Below are 14,833 nucleotides of genomic sequence, written 5' to 3' on the forward strand. Positions count from 1 at the left end.
CTTCGTCTGTGTTGTCGATGTGAAACGGACGGGGTCACCAGACTGAATGGAGACTCGGATCGGTCCGGGCCGCCCTTCGCGCCACCGAGACGGCGTGCAGGGGGCGCCCGGTCGGCCGCTCCGGAGGGGGACCCCTCGAAACGACCGGCGGCGTGCGGAGAGGCCGGAGCACGACGTCAATGACCCGCCCCGCGCCACTAAGCCCCTCATCAGCAACAGACGTGCCATGCACTGGATAGGCACCTTAGCGGCCCCGAGGCGGTCCGAAAAGCAATCTTTGCCGACGCTTGCCGGTACGCCGTGTCGTTGCGTCGCCCCACGGGGATTGCTGTATTTGGGGGCAACATGACACCGAATTGAGCAAGTGCCCGAAGCGGCCGGACTGGGCCCCTAACCCCAAAATCCGCATTCGCAACAAAAAACGAGCGAAAAAAGCCCTTGCACACCCCCCGGCAGGCTGATACATACCCGGCCTCCGCTGCACAGCGGACCCGATGCGGGTGTAGCTCAGTTGGTTAGAGCGCTGGCCTGTCACGCCAGAGGTCGCCGGTTCAAGTCCGGTCACTCGCGCCACTTTTCGAAGGACGGCACGGCCCTGCGGGGCCGTTCGTTTTTTTGACCCGGACCCGGCGCCAAGCGCCGGGGTTCAGGTCGGATGGACCGGTTGCGATCGGCCCGCGACGGCCTGGAAAAAGAGCTTGCATGGCCCGGAACCTCCGGCTAGAACTCGCCCCGCGCCGCTGGCCCGGGTCCGCAGGTCTCGCCGCCGGATATACAAGCGCATGTGCCGCCGTAGCTCAGGGGTAGAGCACACCCTTGGTAAGGGTGGGGTCGGGTGTTCAATTCACCCCGGCGGCACCATTTTTCTCCTTAGAATATCAATGCTTTATGTGTGGTTTCGGGGTCTTCTAAAGACCGACCGAAAACGCGAACGCATGGCGAACGCGGCCCGTGATTGGGGGGTGGTGTTCGCGTGCCGTTCAGGACGCCTTACCCCACCCACTAGCGTCTTAACCCCTGGCGCCTTGGATGCGCCGAGAGCCAATCCTGAACGGACGAACCGAGGCGCTTATCTATCGCTCGGTACGACCGGACGGCCGTGCCTGCACACGAAGACCCCGCCCGGATGCGGATTGAACGCCTCTCATACCAGACGGCGATGTGTCCGACCCTTCGCCGCCTTGTTTTTTTCGTGCCGCGAGACGCGACGGCGTTTTTCACGCCACGCAGCGCGGCGGCCGGTCGGCCTTGCCAGCCTGCGGTGAGCGGGCCACACCGCAGGCTGGCATCCGGGCACGCAGACAAACACCTCTTATGATAACCTTAAGTGGCTATGCTTCTCCATTAAAGAGCAGAAACCTCCGTTCAAGCATCCGACCGTATACTGAAAATTCAGCCTGCAATGCGTATGTGACCGTAGACGCATGCGACCGTGGGCGCGGCTTCCGAGCCGACACCCCCGTCCTACCGATGGGCACATTTTTAGGTTGCGCAGCCACATGATGTATTAGGGCGACGCCCTATAGGCGGTGGTCGACGTGGAGAAATGTTATGCTGAAGGCTTCGAAGATCGCCGTCTTGCTTCCTGTCTTGATCTGTCTCATCGCTTTGACGGCGGTCGTGGTGACGGGAAGCCTTGCCTACTGGCGCGCGGCGCGCGACCTGAACACCGAAGCCGAGGCCAAGCTGGTGGCGTTGCGGGAAAGCCGCGCCGCCACGCTCTCCGCCTATCTGGAGAGCATCCAGGACGACTTGCGCATTACCGCCAAAAGTCGGACCGCGCTGGAAGCCTTGCACGACTTCGCGCGCACATACAGCGCCCTCGGCACGACCTCGCCCGACAGCGACGCCAGGGCAATCCTGCAACAGGCCTACATCGACCAGAACCCCAACCCACTAGGTAAAAAGTACCGGCTCGAGTCCGCCGGAGATTCGCCGTACGATCAGGCACACGCGAAATATCACGACTGGTTCCTCACCCTGCAACAGGACCGCGGATACTATGACGTCTTCTTGATCGGCGCCGACGGGACCGTGTTTTATACGGTGTTCAAGGAAACCGACTTCGCCACCAACCTGCGAACCGGTCCCTGGGCCGAAAGCGGTCTCGGGCAGGTCTACCAGCGCATCGCCGCCAACCCCGAAGGGGCGGGGACCGTGTTCACGGACTTCGCACCCTACGCCCCCTCAAACGATGCCCCGGCCAGCTTCATAGGTCATGCCGTGTTCGCAGAGGACGGTGCCTTCCTCGGGGTGCTCGCCTTTCAGATGCCCATCGGCGAAGTCAATGCCATCATGCAGTTGCAGGCCGGCATGGGCGAAACCGGCGAGACCTACCTGGTTGGGCCGGATTTGCGGATGCGCAGCGACTCTCGGTTTTCGACCGATGGCACCATCCTCTCGCGCCGCGTCGATACACCCGCCGCCCGCGCCGCCCTGGCCGGCAAAGCCGGGGTCGCCCAGGGGAAGGACTATCGCGGTCAGGCGGTGGTGCAAGCGTACAGCCCCATCACTTTCCAAGGTGTGACCATGGCGCTGCTGGCCGAGGTCGATCGGGCCGAGGTGCTCGCGCCGGTTTACCGGATGCGCTGGTTCATCGGCCTCGCGGGGCTCGCGGTGATCGCGGGGATGGCGATCCTGGGCGCGCTGTTCGCGCGCACCATCACGCGCCCCATCTCGGCCATTACCGACACGATGGCCCATATGGCCGGCGGCGACCTCAACGTGACCATCCCGGCGACGACCCGCCGCGATGAGGTGGGCGACATGGCCCGGTCGCTGCACGTCTTCCATGACGGACTGGTGCGGGCGGAAGAACTCGCCGCCGAGCAGGCGGAGCAGGTCCGTCAGCGCGAAGCCCGAGCCGAGCGGATCGCGGCCTTGAACGGGGCCTTCGACAAGGGCGTGAGCGACGTCCTGGCGGCCGTGTCGGCCGCGACCACGGAGCTTCAGGCCACGGCCGAAAGCATGGCCTCGATCGCCGAGGAAACCCGCAATCAGGCCGTGACCGTGGCCGCCGCCTCGGAAGAAGCGTCCACCAACGTGCAAACCGTCGCGGCGGCCGCCGAAGAGCTGTCGTCGTCGATCCGCGAAATCGGCCGGCAGGTCCAGCAGTCCAGCGATATCACCGGCCAAGCCACGGAGGAGGTCGAACGCACCAATCGCATGGTGGCCGGACTCGCGGCCACGTCCGAGCGTATCGGCGAGGTCGTGAATCTGATCAGTGACATCGCCGATCAGACCAACCTGCTCGCCTTGAACGCGACCATCGAGGCGGCACGTGCCGGCGACGCCGGGAAAGGGTTTGCGGTGGTGGCCAACGAGGTCAAGGCCCTAGCCACTCAGACGGCCAAGGCCACCGAGGAGATCGGCCAGCAGATCGGCTCGGTACAGGCGGAAACAACAACCGCCGTCACGGCGATTCAGGGCGTCTCCGACATCATCCAACGCATCAATGATGCCACCACGGCCATCGCCGCCGCCATGGAGCAGCAGAATGCGGCCACCGAGGAAATCGCCCGCAACGTCCAACAGGCCAGCCAGGGCACCAGCGAGGTGTCGGCAACCATCACCGGTGTGACCGAGTCCGCCCATGAATCGGGGGCTGCGGCCGAGAACGTCCTGACGGCCGTTGCCGATCTCAATCGACAAGCGGCGCACCTAAGGGACATGGTGGAACGGTTCCTGGCCGACGTACGCGCGGCCTGAGCCCGACCAGTCCGCACGCTCCCATCCGGGGCTCGCGTCCCGCGCCCGGTCGACGGCGGTTTTTCGAGGTTTCCGATCGACGGCAAGACCTGACGACGACCGAACAGGCGGCATGCGTCGTCGGCATAAAGGCTTTGAAGGCCCGCATCGAATGCCGTCGTTTTCGGGCAACATGGCCCCGAACGCCCGCCCTGAGGCGAACGCCCCCACGAGGCAGGGACACAGGTGACTGGCACACAGGTGACTGGCACACAGGGTGTCGCACCGATCGCGGATCGCGTTGCGCGCGAGGCACGAGCATACCCCGCAGCGGGCATCCCATCCGCACAGTTCCGGTCACGACACACGTAGGATCACGACACACATCCGCCGGCCGTGAAACGACCACGCCCCACCGAGGTCCCCGGCGGTCATTTCACGGACGGGAGTGTCAGGGCTTACCGATCAGCGCCGGCACGCCCGAGGACGGCAGGAAATATACGTACCCATTGCATCGCGCAGGGCACACTTACTCAGGCGAGCTACGGACGAGGCTCTTGAGCATTTCCAGCACCCGGGCACGCACGACTTCGGTCGGCAGGCGCCAGTAGGTCTGGACCAGCTCAAGCGATTCCGTCCGCTTCATCGGATCGTCCTCGTCGCCCAGGTCGGCTTCGTCGACGACCGCGAAGTGAACCTTCACTTCCTCGTCGCGAGCCTGGACGGCATCCCGTGTCAAATCTTCAAAGAAGTAGCCCACAGGCACGTTCAGAAAGCGCGAGACGTCAAACAGACGGCTGGCACTGATCCGGTTCGTCCCACGTTCATACTTCTGGACCTGCTGGAAGCTCACGCCCAATGCGCGGGCCATCTGGTCCTGACTTTTACCAAGCATAGTGCGACGCAGTCGCATCCGCTGCCCGACGTGTATGTCGATCGGGTCGGGACCGTCGATCGAAGCGGCACGGCGCCGACGACCATCGCGAACCTCTTCGGATAGGATCATGATTCGAGTGTCCTCTATTTACATGTGTTTGGCCGTAGCCCGCGCCGATCGCGGGTTCGATACCAAGCACCATTTAAAGCCTAATGCGACAGTCAGTCGCAAGAGTTAACTTCGTGGAGATTAAGGCAAGTGCCGTCTCGCACGATTTGGGGGTGATCTGGGATCGCCCAAGATGCAACCCTGTGGTTTCATGTTTTCCTGGTATTTACGCTTCGAACTTCTCCTGTTGTTCGGATCCGTTGTCCACGGGGCCTCCATACACCCTTCGGCGTCGTGACGCGACCAGCCATCGGCCATACGCACGCGCGCATGCCGTTCGTCGTGGTTGCCCACGGACCAGAGACGATCGCCGCCATATGGCGCGCGGGCCCCAGCCTCGACACTAAGGTTTGCACACGGCATGCCAATGATGCGGGCGCCGCCTTTCGCGAAAGGCGTATCGCCGACCGGACCCGTCAGGACCACGTCCTGACCCGAATGTCCACCATCCGGATGAGGGTCCGTTCGGCGCACGCCGCGCCCATTAATGGGCGCGACCAGTGCCATGCTATTGTTTCGACAAAGAATCCAGGAAAGCGGCGATGCGGTTCAGGCGGTGCTTCTCGGCGCCGCGAACACCGTCCGCCGACGCACTGGTTCGAAGCACATCCGCCGCTTGGCACACCGCGGCTTCGTAGGTTCGGGAGCGCGGGTCGCCGTTCACGAGCCGGCCCGATGCATTCCGCATGTCAATTCGATCGTCATTCCGCACGGACATGTCCTCCTCCCCGGGTATGGAATGCTGCCTTTTGGCATACCACACCATCGATCGTGCCCGCCGGGTGACAAAACCCCTCCTCGCCCCCACACTTGCGCGCCATAGCAGAGTGACGCGCTTCGGGTACTGTACACCTATCCGGGCTGCCATCCCAAATGGTTTGTTTCGCCACATCCCGCAGCCTAGCGACGAACGGAGTTATGGGACCCTTGGCGCATTCCCCGGCCAAAAAACACCGCATATGTTCCCTGGCCTTTGTTCCCTGGCCTTGGAAGGCGTCCGCGTCCGGTGTGGCCGTCTGGCCGGACTGTGCCAGAATGCCGCGCCGACGGACTCACGGTCCGCGCCCCCATGATCGGAGTCGCCGCATGGTTTCGCCCGCCCCTGCCTCTCGTCCGGCGCCGCGTCCCGGCCCACTCAACCGGCTGACCGACGTGCCGGGGCTGCGGGTCGGACATGCCCACGACGCCCACGTCCGCACCGGCGTGACGGTGATCCTGCCCGACGCGCCCGCCACCGCCGCCGTGGACCAGCGGGGCGGCGGGCCGGGCACACGGGAGACCGATCTGCTCGACCCGGTCAACACGGTCGAGGCCGTGCACGCCTTGGTCCTATCGGGGGGCTCGGCGTTCGGGCTGGAGGCGGCCGGCGCCGTCACCACGTGGCTGGCGGGGCGGGGTGTCGGCTTCGCGGTGGGCGAGGCCCTCGTTCCCATTGTGCCCTCCGCCATCCTGTTCGACCTGCTGAATGGGGGCGACAAGGCCTGGGGTCCGGCGCCGCCTTACGCCGCCCTCGGCCGTCAGGCTGTCGAGACCGCCCGGAACGCGGATGGCGCGTTCGCGCTCGGCACCGTCGGGGCGGCGTACGGCGCCACGGCCGGCGACCTGAAAGGGGGGCTGGGCAGCGCCTCCCTCGTCCTGCCCGTCAACCCAACCGCCGCCGGGCCGCCCTTCACCGTCGGCGCCCTCGCCGCCGTCAACAGCCTGGGCCAGGCGACCCTCGGCGATACGCCAGCCTTCTGGGCATGGCCCTGGGCGGTCGGCGACGAGTTGGGGCCGCGCGCCCGCCCGGCTCCGGACGATCCCACGCCGGGCCCCACCGACTTTGCCTTCGCCGCTCCCGCCCGCGCCAACACGACGCTGGTGGTGGTCGCCACCGACCTCGCCCTGACCAAGGCGCAGGCCGGACGCGTCGCCATCATGGCGCAGGACGGCCTCGCCCGGGCGCTGCGGCCGGTCCATTCCCCTTTGGACGGCGATACGGTGTTCGCCCTGGCCACCGGCCGTGTTCCATTGGGGCCCGAACCGCTGGTGGCCCTCGCCCGCTGCGGCATGGCCGCCGCCGACTGCGCGGCGCGGGCCATCGCGCGCGGCGTGTACGAAGCCGACTCGGTGGGGGACGGAACCAGTTATCGCGACCGCTTTCGGTTGCGGTAGGGCCGGCCCCTCCCTAAAGTCCCGCCCATCCAGACCCGGGCCGACCCCGGACCAAAGAAGAGCCCGGTCCAACAAAGGGGACACGTTCATGCCGCTGTCGTTCGCCCGTGGCCCGGCCCGTGCCGTCGCCGCGTTCCCAGTGCTGGCCGCTGTGCTGGCCGCCGCCATTTCGTCGTGGCCGCTGACGGCGCGGGCCGCGCCCCCGGACTCCCTGGTCATGGGCATGGTGCTGGAGCCGCCGCACCTGGACCCCACCGCCGGCGCGGCCGGCGCCATCGACGAGGTGGTCTACGCCAATGTGTTCGAGGGCCTGACCCGCATCGGCCCGGACGGCGCGGTGCGGCCCGGCTTGGCCGAACGCTGGAACGTCAGCGACGACGGCCTCACCTATACCTTCCGCCTGCGGGAGGGCGTGACCTTCCACGACGGCTCCGCCTTCACCGCTGAGGATGCCGTGTTCACCCTGGACCGCGCCCGCGCCGACGCCAGCGTCAACGCGCAGAAGGGCTTGTTCGAGGCCATCGACACCGTGGCGGCCCCCGATCCCTACACCCTGGTGGTCCATCTGAGCCGGCCGCAGGGGCGGTTCCTGTTCAATCTGGGCTGGGGCGACGCGGTGATGGTGGCCCCGGAGAGCGCCGACACCAACAAGACCGCCCCGGTCGGCACCGGCCCGTTCCGGCTCACCCGCTGGGTACAGGGCGACCGGGTCGAGTTGGAGGCCTATCCCGACTATTGGGGCGAGGCCCCGGCGCTGACGCGGGCCACCTTCCGCTTCATCGCCGATCCGGCGGCCGCCCTGGCCGGCATCATGGCCGGGGACGTCGACGCTTTCGCCAACTTCCCGGCGCCGGAAGGGCTGATCGCGCTGGAGACGGACCCGCGCTTCTCCGTCGTGATCGGCACGACCGAGGGCGAGACCATCCTGGCGCTCAACCATCGAAATCCGCCGCTGGACGATGTGCGCGTGCGCCGGGCCATCGGCCACGCCATCGACCGGCAGGCCCTGATCGACGGCGCCATGTTCGGCCACGGCACGCCCATCGGCAGCCACTTCGCCCCGCATCATCCCGCTTATGTCGACCTGACCGGACTGTCTCCGTACGATCCCGAGGCGGCGAAAGCTCTGCTGGCGGAGGCCGGCATCACGCCGGGCGCCCTGTCGCTGCGGCTGCATCTGCCGCCGCCCTCCTACGCGCGGCGCAGTGGGGAGATCATCGCGGCCCAGCTCGCCGCCGTGGGCATCCAGACCGAGATCATTCCGGTCGAATGGGCGCAGTGGCTGGAGCAGGTGTTCCGGGGCCATGACTTCGACATGACCATCGTGGCCCACACCGAACCGCTGGACATCGATGTCTACGCCCGCGACGGCTATTACTTCGGCTACAAAAACCCGACCTTCAACGGCCTGATAGCCACGCTGGACGAAACCACGGACCCCGTGAAACGCGCCGAGTTGTACCGGCAGGCCCAGACCCGGCTGGCGGAGGACGCCGTGAACGGCTTCCTGTTCCAGTTGCCGAAACAAGGGGTATGGGACGCCCGGCTGCATGGCCTGTGGCACAACAGCCCGGTGCAGGCCAACGACCTGACCGGCGTGTCCTGGTCCGAGTAAGGGGGCCGGGCACCCCCGCCCATCCGGCGCACGCCACGGCTGACACCCAGAGGGCACCTTATATATGGCCTGGATCCTCGCCCAACGCGCGGTCGCCCTGGCCCTGACCTTGCTGGCGGCCTCGATCCTCGTGTTCGTGGTGCTGGAGGTGCTGCCGGGCGACCCCGCGCTGCTGATCCTGGGCGTCAACGCGCGCGAGGACACCCTGGCCGCCCTGCGCGCCACCATGGGCCTGGATCAGCCGGCGGTCTGGCGCTACCTGACCTGGATCGGCGGCCTGCTCCAGGGGCACTTTCAGAACAGCCTGACCTACGGCGTGCCCGTGGATGAGTTGCTGGCACCGCGTCTCGCGGTCAGCCTGCCGCTCGCCGCCCTGTCGTTGAGTTTGGCGGTGGCGCTGGCGCTGCCGCTGGGGGTGCTGGCCGCCGCCCGGCGCGGGCGCGCCACGGACACCGCCATCCTGGCCCTGGGTCAGCTTGGGGTGGCCGTGCCGAACTTCTGGCTGGGGATCCTGCTGGTGCTGCTGTTCGCTGTCACCCTGCACTGGCTGCCGGCGGGCGGCTTTCCGGGGTGGGAGGCGGGCGTCGGCCCGGGGCTGGCGGCCCTCATCCTGCCGGCGGTCGCGCTGGCCCTGCCGCAGGCGGCGATTCTCACCCGCGTGACCCGCTCCGCCGTGCTGGAGGTGCTGGGCGAGGACTACATGCGCACCGCCCGCGCCAAGGGCCTGAGCCGCGCCGCCGCCCTGTGGCATCACGGCTTGCGCAACGCCATGATCCCGGTCGTGACCATTCTGGGGCTTCAGTTCTCCTTTCTTCTGGCGGGCACCATCATCATCGAGAACGTGTTCAACCTGCCGGGGGTCGGCCGCCTGATCTTCCAGGCCATCAGCCAGCGCGATCTGGTGGTGGTGCGCGACCTCGTCGTGCTGCTGGCCGGCACGGTCGGGGTGGTCAACGCCCTGGTGGACCTGTCCTATGCGGCGTTGGACCCACGCCTGCGCCATGGCGCGGACGGAGCCCGACCCGATGATTAGGTCGCCCCACCTGAATCGGTCCCGCCTCAGCCCGGCCGGCTGGGTCGGCGGCGGCATCAGCGCCGTCGTCCTGGGCACCGCGCTCCTCTCTCTGGTCTGGACGCCGCACGACCCCACGGCCATGGACATCGCCCACCGGCTGGCGGATCCCAGCGCCACCCACCCGCTCGGCACCGACCACTTCGGCCGCGACACGCTGTCCCAGCTCATGGCCGGCGCGCGCGTCTCCATCGCCGTCTCGCTGGTCGCGGTCGGACTGGGCGCCGGACTCGGCGTGCCCCTGGGGCTGCTGGCCGCCGCCCGCCGGGGTTGGCTGGACGAGGCGGTGATGCGTTTCAACGACCTCGCGTTCGCCTTCCCGGCCCTGCTGACCGCCGTGCTGCTGACCGCCCTGCTGGGTCCCGGCGCCATCAACGCCATTCTCGCCATCGGCGTCTTCACTATCCCCGTGTTCGCGCGCGTCACCCGGGGGGCGGCGCTGGCGATCTGGAAACGACCGTTCATCCAGGCCGCACGGCTGGCGGGGCGCGGGCGCGCCCGTATTTCCGTGGACCACATCCTGCCCAACATCGCGGGAAGCCTGATCGTGCAGGCGACGATCCAGTTCGCCATGGCCATTCTGGCCGAGGCGGGCCTGAGCTACCTCGGCCTCGGCAGCCAGCCCCCGGAGGTGAGTTGGGGCCGCATGCTGAACGAGGCCCAGACGTTCCTGTTCCTCGACGCCCGGCTGGCGATCCTGCCGGGGATGGCCATCGTGGTCACGGTCCTCGGGCTCAACCTGCTCGGCGACGGGCTGCGCGACCGCCTGGATCCGCGCCTGCACGCGCGTGGCGCCCCGCGCCCGAATTCCCACGTCGACCGGATCTGACCGATGGCGCTGCTGGACATCCAGGATCTGACCGTCACCATCCCCGGATCAACCCGGTACGCCCCGCCGGTGCGGCTGCTGGATGGAGTCTCGCTGACGCTGGCCTCGGGCGGCACGCTCGGGCTCGTGGGGGAAAGCGGCTGCGGCAAGTCGCTGACCGCGCTCGCGATCCTGGGCCTGCTGCCCGATGGCCTGCGGGCGGAGGGGGCGATCCGGCTGGACGGCGAGGACCTGCTTACGGCGGGGGAACGGCGCCTGTGCGCCCTGCGCGGGCGGCGGGTTGCGATGATCTTTCAGGAGCCCATGACCGCCCTGAACCCGGTGCGCACCATCGTGGATCAGGTGGCGGAAGGCCCGCGCCGGCACTTGCGCCTGTCCCGGCGCGCGGCGCGGGAGCACGCCCGCGCGGTGCTGCACCGGGTCGGGCTGGATCCGTCGCGGGTCTCGCCGGACCAGTATCCGCACGCCCTGTCCGGCGGTCAGCGCCAGCGGGTCGTGATCGCCATCGCGGTGGCCTGCGGACCGGCGTTGCTGGTCGCCGACGAGCCGACGACCGCGCTGGACGTGGCCACGCAGGCGCGCATTCTCGACCTCGTGCGCGATCTGGTGCAGGGCGAGGGCATGGCGTTGCTGATGATTTCCCACGACCTGGGCGTGATCGCCGAAACGGCCCGGGACATGGCGGTGATGTACGCCGGTCAGGTGGTGGAGGCTGGCCCCACCGCCCGCGTTCTGGCCGGGCCGCGCCATCCTTACACCAGCGGATTGATGGCGGCGCGACCGCAGCGCGCCGGCCAACCGGGCGCGCCGCTGCCGGCGATTCCGGGTGCCGTGCCGCCGCCGGACGCCCGCCCGCCCGGCTGCCCGTTCGCGGATCGCTGCGCGCGGGCCGACACCGGGTGCCGGACGCGGCCTCCGCTGGGGACGGGACCGGACCACCGCCATTCCGTCGCCTGCCATCATCCGTTGGAGGCGTCCCCATGACGCCACCCCCAACGGAAACAGCGCCCCTGCTGGAGGTCCGGGACGTGGCGCGGACCTACCCCCGGCCCCGGGCGCATCCCCTGGCGCCGCGCGTCTTCATCCCAGCGGTCGCGGACGTCTCCCTGACTCTGGCGCGCGGCGAAAGCCTGGGCGTGGTGGGGGAAAGCGGTTGCGGCAAGTCCACCCTCGCCCGCCTCGTCACCGCACTGGAACCGCCGGATCGCGGCACGGTGCGGATCGCGGGCGCCGACCCGCACGCCCTGCCCAAAGCGACGTTGCGCCGGCTGCGGCGGCGCATCCAGATGGTGTTTCAGGACCCGATGGGCTCGCTGGACCCGCGCTGGACCATCGCCCGGGTGATCGCCGAGCCGCTGGCCGGGCTGGCCCCGGAGATCCCGCGCGCCGACCGCCGCGCCCACGCGGCGGACGCGCTGGCGGCCGTGGGCCTGGGGGCGGAGGCGCTCGACCGCTACCCGCACCAGTTCTCCGGCGGACAGCGCCAGCGCATCGCCATCGCCCGGGCGTTGGTCACCCATCCGGATGTGGTGGTGGCGGACGAGCCGGTGTCGGCGCTCGACGTCTCGGTGCAGGCGCAGGTCCTGAACCTGTTCCTGGCGCTACGGCACCGGCACGGACTGGCGTTGCTGTTCATCAGCCACGACCTGGATGTCGTGCGCCATGTGACCGAGCGCGTGATGGTGATGGTTCAGGGCCATGTGGTGGAGAGCGGCCCGACGCGGGACGTTCTCGATCGCCCGGCGCACCCGCATACGGCCGCTTTGCTGGCGGCGGTGCCCCGGATCGAGGCGGCCGGACAGACCCACACCCGGCGTGGTCCGACCGGCGGCCCGGCCTCGCCGCGCCGGGTGGACTCCGGCCCCGGCTGCGTCTATCGCGCCCGCTGCCCCTGGGCGGTGGAGGCCTGCGCCGCCACCGCGCCCGCGCTGAGGCCGGTCGGATCGGACCGGACCGCCGCCTGTTTCCGAGCGACGGAGGTCATGGCGGCGGCGCCAGCGGCTCCCCGCGCTTGAACAGCATGGGGAGGGGCGCCCGGTGTTACGCCTTCGCCTCCGACCACGCGGTCGGATCGATGTCGAGATCGGCGTAGTCCTCGACCTTCAGTTCCGGATGCTCCTTACCGGCGGCGACCTGCTCGCGGTAGTCCTTCAGCAGCCGCAGGCCGGTCGGGAACAGCATGGTCAGCGCCAGCAGGTTGACCAGCGCCAACACGCCCATCAGCGGATCGGAGAAGAAGAACACCGCCGTCGCCCCCGGCGCGGTCGCGCCCAGGAACACGATGCCCACGATGGCGATACGCATCCCATGCAGCATGACACGGCTCTTCGTGAACACGTTGAGCGCGTTCTCACCCAGATAATAGTTGTAGATGATGGAGCTGAACGCGAACAGCAGGACCGAGAACGTCATGAAGTACGTCGACCAGTCGCCGATATGACTGGCCAGCGACTGCTGGGTCAGGGCCACGCCGTTGATGTCCTGCGCGCCCGGCACATACACATCGCCGAGCAGAATGACGAACGCCGTGCACGAGCAGATGATGATTGTGTCGATGAACACCGACAGCGACTGCACGATGCCCTGGCTGATCGGATGCTTGACGTAGGCCACCGCCGCCACGTTCGGGGCGGAGCCCAGGCCGGCCTCGTTGGAAAACAGACCGCGCCGCAGGCCCTGCGCCACCGCCGCGCCGATGCCGCCGCTCACCGCCGTCTCGATGCCAAACGCATTGGCAACGATGTCATAGATCACGCCCGGCAGGGACGTCAGGTTCATGATGATGATCAGCAGCGCCATGGCAATGTAGGTCACGGCCATGATCGGGATCACGACGTCCGCCACCTTGGCAATGCGCCGAATGCCGCCGTAGACCACCAGGGCCGTGACGCCCGCTAGGAAAACACCGGTGTACAGCCGGTCAATGCCGAGACTGTCGTTGGCCGCGCCGGCCACGGTGTTGCCCTGAAAGGCGTTGAAGCCGAACCCGAAGGCAGCAATCAGGCAAATGGCATACAGAACCGCCAACCACCGGTACTGCTCCCCCAGTCCGTGCAGAATGTAGCTGGCCGGACCGCCGCGAAAGGTGCCGTCCGGCTCCGTCCGCTTGTAAAGCTGCGCCAGCGAACACTCGAACAGGCTGGTCGCCATGCCGACCAGGGCAATGGCCCACATCCAGAACACGGCCCCCGGCCCCCCCAGGGTGATCGCCACCGCGACGCCCGCGATGTTGCCGCCGCCGACCCGTCCGCCGACACTGACCAGAAGGGCCTCGCGCGAGCTGACGCGGCGACCGGTGCCGTCCGCCTTCGGCGCGTAGAGGACCCGGAACATTCGGCCGAAGAACTCGAACTGCACGAGCTTCGACATCAAGGTAAAGAAAACGCCCAGGACGACAAGAAACGGGATCAGCGACCACCCCCACGTCAGATCGCCAATCCCCGCGAATACGCCCTCGATAAACTCCATGGGTACCCCTCCCCCCCTTACTCCGACCAATACGTCCGGGCCGTGTGTGCCGGACATGTGGGATTCACCAGAGCATTGGATGGAACGCGAGGCAAGAAAACTGTCACGGCGTCACTGAAAATAGGCGCACGTGCATGACGGCCTTACTATGTATGACTGCAATGCCGGCTCTATCCCGGCCGAATCAGCCGGACGCCGGGCCGAGCGTGTCTAGGACCTCGCCATAGTAGCGGTGGAACGGCCCCTCGTCGCCCTTGGGCGCCGTGCGGTCGCGGTAGTCCGCCAGCACCGCCCGCTGGCCGCGCACGAAGGCCTCCGCGTCGACCTCGGGCAGGCGGGGCAGCAGGGCCGTGAAGCTGAGCGCAATGGTGCCGGTGCTGCCCTTCTGCCGGTCGATGCGGTTCAGTTCCGCCATCACCGACGGCGAAAGGGACAGGCGGCTTTCGGCGTAGGCCCGCAGGATTGGAGCCTGTGCCCGCAGCGCCTCGCGCTCCGCCGTGTAGGCCGCCAGCGCCCCGGGCTCGATAATGGCCTCGTCCTGGTACACCTCCGGCGCGGCGGCGGAGATATCGCAGGTCCAGCCCGGCCGGGGCAGCAATAGCGCCGCCTGATCGCTTTGCGGCCGGCGGGGGTTGAACGGCATCGCCCGGCAGCGGAGCGGCTTGGTCTCGGTGTCATGGACCGCGCACAGGCCGTCGTGCGTCAGATCCGGGCAGGGAAAGGCGGGCGGCAGGTAGACCATAGGGGAGACCAGCACGGCGACCGTGCGCCCCTTCCCCAGGGTGACCTCAAGGCCGAGCCGCTTGATGGTGGCGTAGGCTGGCGCGCCCTTGCGCACGGGGGTCCACACCAGCGCCAGCGGGAAGCGGTCGGCGCGAGCCACCGCCTCCTCGATCGTCAGCGGTAGCAGGCCGACGCAGCATTTGCCGCACAGGGTGCAGGCGAACCGCCGCGCCATGGTCG

The 14,833-nt window shown here is 68.1% G+C and carries 11 protein-coding genes and 2 tRNA genes; 9 read left to right on the forward strand and 4 right to left on the reverse strand.

Features of this window, described 5'->3' with window-relative positions:
- The first annotated feature begins 496 nt into the window (after nucleotides 1-496).
- From GGD82_RS14280 to GGD82_RS14290, 3 genes are all read left to right on the forward strand, one after another.
- Nucleotides 497-573, forward strand: a tRNA-Asp gene (locus GGD82_RS14280).
- Between the two features lie 213 nt (nucleotides 574-786).
- A tRNA-Thr gene (locus GGD82_RS14285) sits at nucleotides 787-861 on the forward strand.
- A gap of 690 nt (nucleotides 862-1,551) precedes the next feature.
- A complete protein-coding gene (locus GGD82_RS14290; protein WP_150062907.1) occupies nucleotides 1,552-3,708 on the forward strand; it encodes a methyl-accepting chemotaxis protein in 2,157 nt (718 codons plus the stop codon).
- Between the two features lie 508 nt (nucleotides 3,709-4,216).
- Here the strand turns inward: GGD82_RS14290 and GGD82_RS14295 are convergent.
- The gene (locus GGD82_RS14295; RefSeq protein ID WP_150062906.1) at nucleotides 4,217-4,693 is read right to left on the reverse strand and encodes a helix-turn-helix domain-containing protein; all 477 of its coding nucleotides are present in this window, start codon (nucleotides 4,691-4,693) and stop codon (nucleotides 4,217-4,219) included.
- 547 nt (nucleotides 4,694-5,240) lie between these two features.
- Nucleotides 5,241-5,444, reverse strand: a complete 204-nt coding sequence (locus GGD82_RS14300) for a hypothetical protein (protein WP_184013290.1) — start codon at nucleotides 5,442-5,444, stop codon at nucleotides 5,241-5,243.
- Nucleotides 5,445-5,818: 374 nt separating this feature from the next.
- Between GGD82_RS14300 and GGD82_RS14305 the strand changes: the two genes are divergently transcribed.
- The 6 genes from GGD82_RS14305 to GGD82_RS14330 all read left to right on the forward strand — a co-directional run bounded on the left by GGD82_RS14305 (nucleotide 5,819) and on the right by GGD82_RS14330 (nucleotide 12,417).
- Nucleotides 5,819-6,886 carry a P1 family peptidase gene (locus GGD82_RS14305; RefSeq protein WP_150062905.1) on the forward strand — a complete coding sequence of 356 codons (1,068 nt, stop codon included), beginning with the start codon at nucleotides 5,819-5,821 and terminating at the stop codon, nucleotides 6,884-6,886.
- 88 nt (nucleotides 6,887-6,974) lie between these two features.
- Complete coding sequence (locus tag GGD82_RS14310; protein WP_150062904.1) at nucleotides 6,975-8,501, forward strand: ABC transporter substrate-binding protein; 1,527 nt, start codon at nucleotides 6,975-6,977, stop codon at nucleotides 8,499-8,501.
- A gap of 64 nt (nucleotides 8,502-8,565) precedes the next feature.
- Entirely contained in the window at nucleotides 8,566-9,534 is a 969-nt protein-coding gene (locus tag GGD82_RS14315) for an ABC transporter permease (RefSeq protein WP_150062903.1), read from the forward strand.
- Nucleotides 9,527-10,402, forward strand: coding sequence for an ABC transporter permease (locus GGD82_RS14320; RefSeq protein ID WP_150062902.1), 876 nt, complete (start codon nucleotides 9,527-9,529; stop codon nucleotides 10,400-10,402). The genes GGD82_RS14315 and GGD82_RS14320 overlap by 8 nt, the downstream gene beginning before the upstream one ends.
- 3 nt (nucleotides 10,403-10,405) lie before the next feature.
- Entirely contained in the window at nucleotides 10,406-11,386 is a 981-nt protein-coding gene (locus GGD82_RS14325) for an ABC transporter ATP-binding protein (protein ID WP_150062901.1), read from the forward strand.
- Nucleotides 11,383-12,417 carry an oligopeptide/dipeptide ABC transporter ATP-binding protein gene (locus tag GGD82_RS14330; protein WP_150062900.1) on the forward strand — a complete coding sequence of 345 codons (1,035 nt, stop codon included), beginning with the start codon at nucleotides 11,383-11,385 and terminating at the stop codon, nucleotides 12,415-12,417. Before GGD82_RS14325 ends, GGD82_RS14330 begins: the two co-directional genes overlap by 4 nt.
- Before the next feature lie 25 nt (nucleotides 12,418-12,442).
- Here GGD82_RS14330 and GGD82_RS14335 read toward each other — a convergent pair whose 3' ends face one another.
- Entirely contained in the window at nucleotides 12,443-13,870 is a 1,428-nt protein-coding gene (locus GGD82_RS14335; RefSeq protein WP_150062899.1) for an alanine/glycine:cation symporter family protein, read from the reverse strand.
- Between the two features lie 184 nt (nucleotides 13,871-14,054).
- Nucleotides 14,055-14,828, reverse strand: coding sequence for a YkgJ family cysteine cluster protein (locus GGD82_RS14340; RefSeq protein WP_150062898.1), 774 nt, complete (start codon nucleotides 14,826-14,828; stop codon nucleotides 14,055-14,057).
- Nucleotides 14,829-14,833: the final 5 nt, after the last annotated feature.

The organism is Roseospira marina, assembly GCF_014197855.1.
GTDB classification, from domain to species: domain Bacteria; phylum Pseudomonadota; class Alphaproteobacteria; order Rhodospirillales; family Rhodospirillaceae; genus Rhodospira; species Rhodospira marina.

Coding starts and splice junctions, on each gene's coding strand:
- GGD82_RS14290 (WP_150062907.1), top strand. CDS start 1,552: ATGCTGAAGGCTTCGAAGATCGCCGTCTTGCTTCCTGTCTTGATCTGT.
- GGD82_RS14295 (WP_150062906.1), bottom strand. CDS start 4,693: ATGATCCTATCCGAAGAGGTTCGCGATGGTCGTCGGCGCCGTGCCGCT.
- GGD82_RS14305 (WP_150062905.1), top strand. CDS start 5,819: ATGGTTTCGCCCGCCCCTGCCTCTCGTCCGGCGCCGCGTCCCGGCCCA.
- GGD82_RS14310 (WP_150062904.1), top strand. CDS start 6,975: ATGCCGCTGTCGTTCGCCCGTGGCCCGGCCCGTGCCGTCGCCGCGTTC.
- GGD82_RS14315 (WP_150062903.1), top strand. CDS start 8,566: ATGGCCTGGATCCTCGCCCAACGCGCGGTCGCCCTGGCCCTGACCTTG.
- GGD82_RS14320 (WP_150062902.1), top strand. CDS start 9,527: ATGATTAGGTCGCCCCACCTGAATCGGTCCCGCCTCAGCCCGGCCGGC.
- GGD82_RS14325 (WP_150062901.1), top strand. CDS start 10,406: ATGGCGCTGCTGGACATCCAGGATCTGACCGTCACCATCCCCGGATCA.
- GGD82_RS14330 (WP_150062900.1), top strand. CDS start 11,383: ATGACGCCACCCCCAACGGAAACAGCGCCCCTGCTGGAGGTCCGGGAC.
- GGD82_RS14335 (WP_150062899.1), bottom strand. CDS start 13,870: ATGGAGTTTATCGAGGGCGTATTCGCGGGGATTGGCGATCTGACGTGG.
- GGD82_RS14340 (WP_150062898.1), bottom strand. CDS start 14,828: ATGGCGCGGCGGTTCGCCTGCACCCTGTGCGGCAAATGCTGCGTCGGC.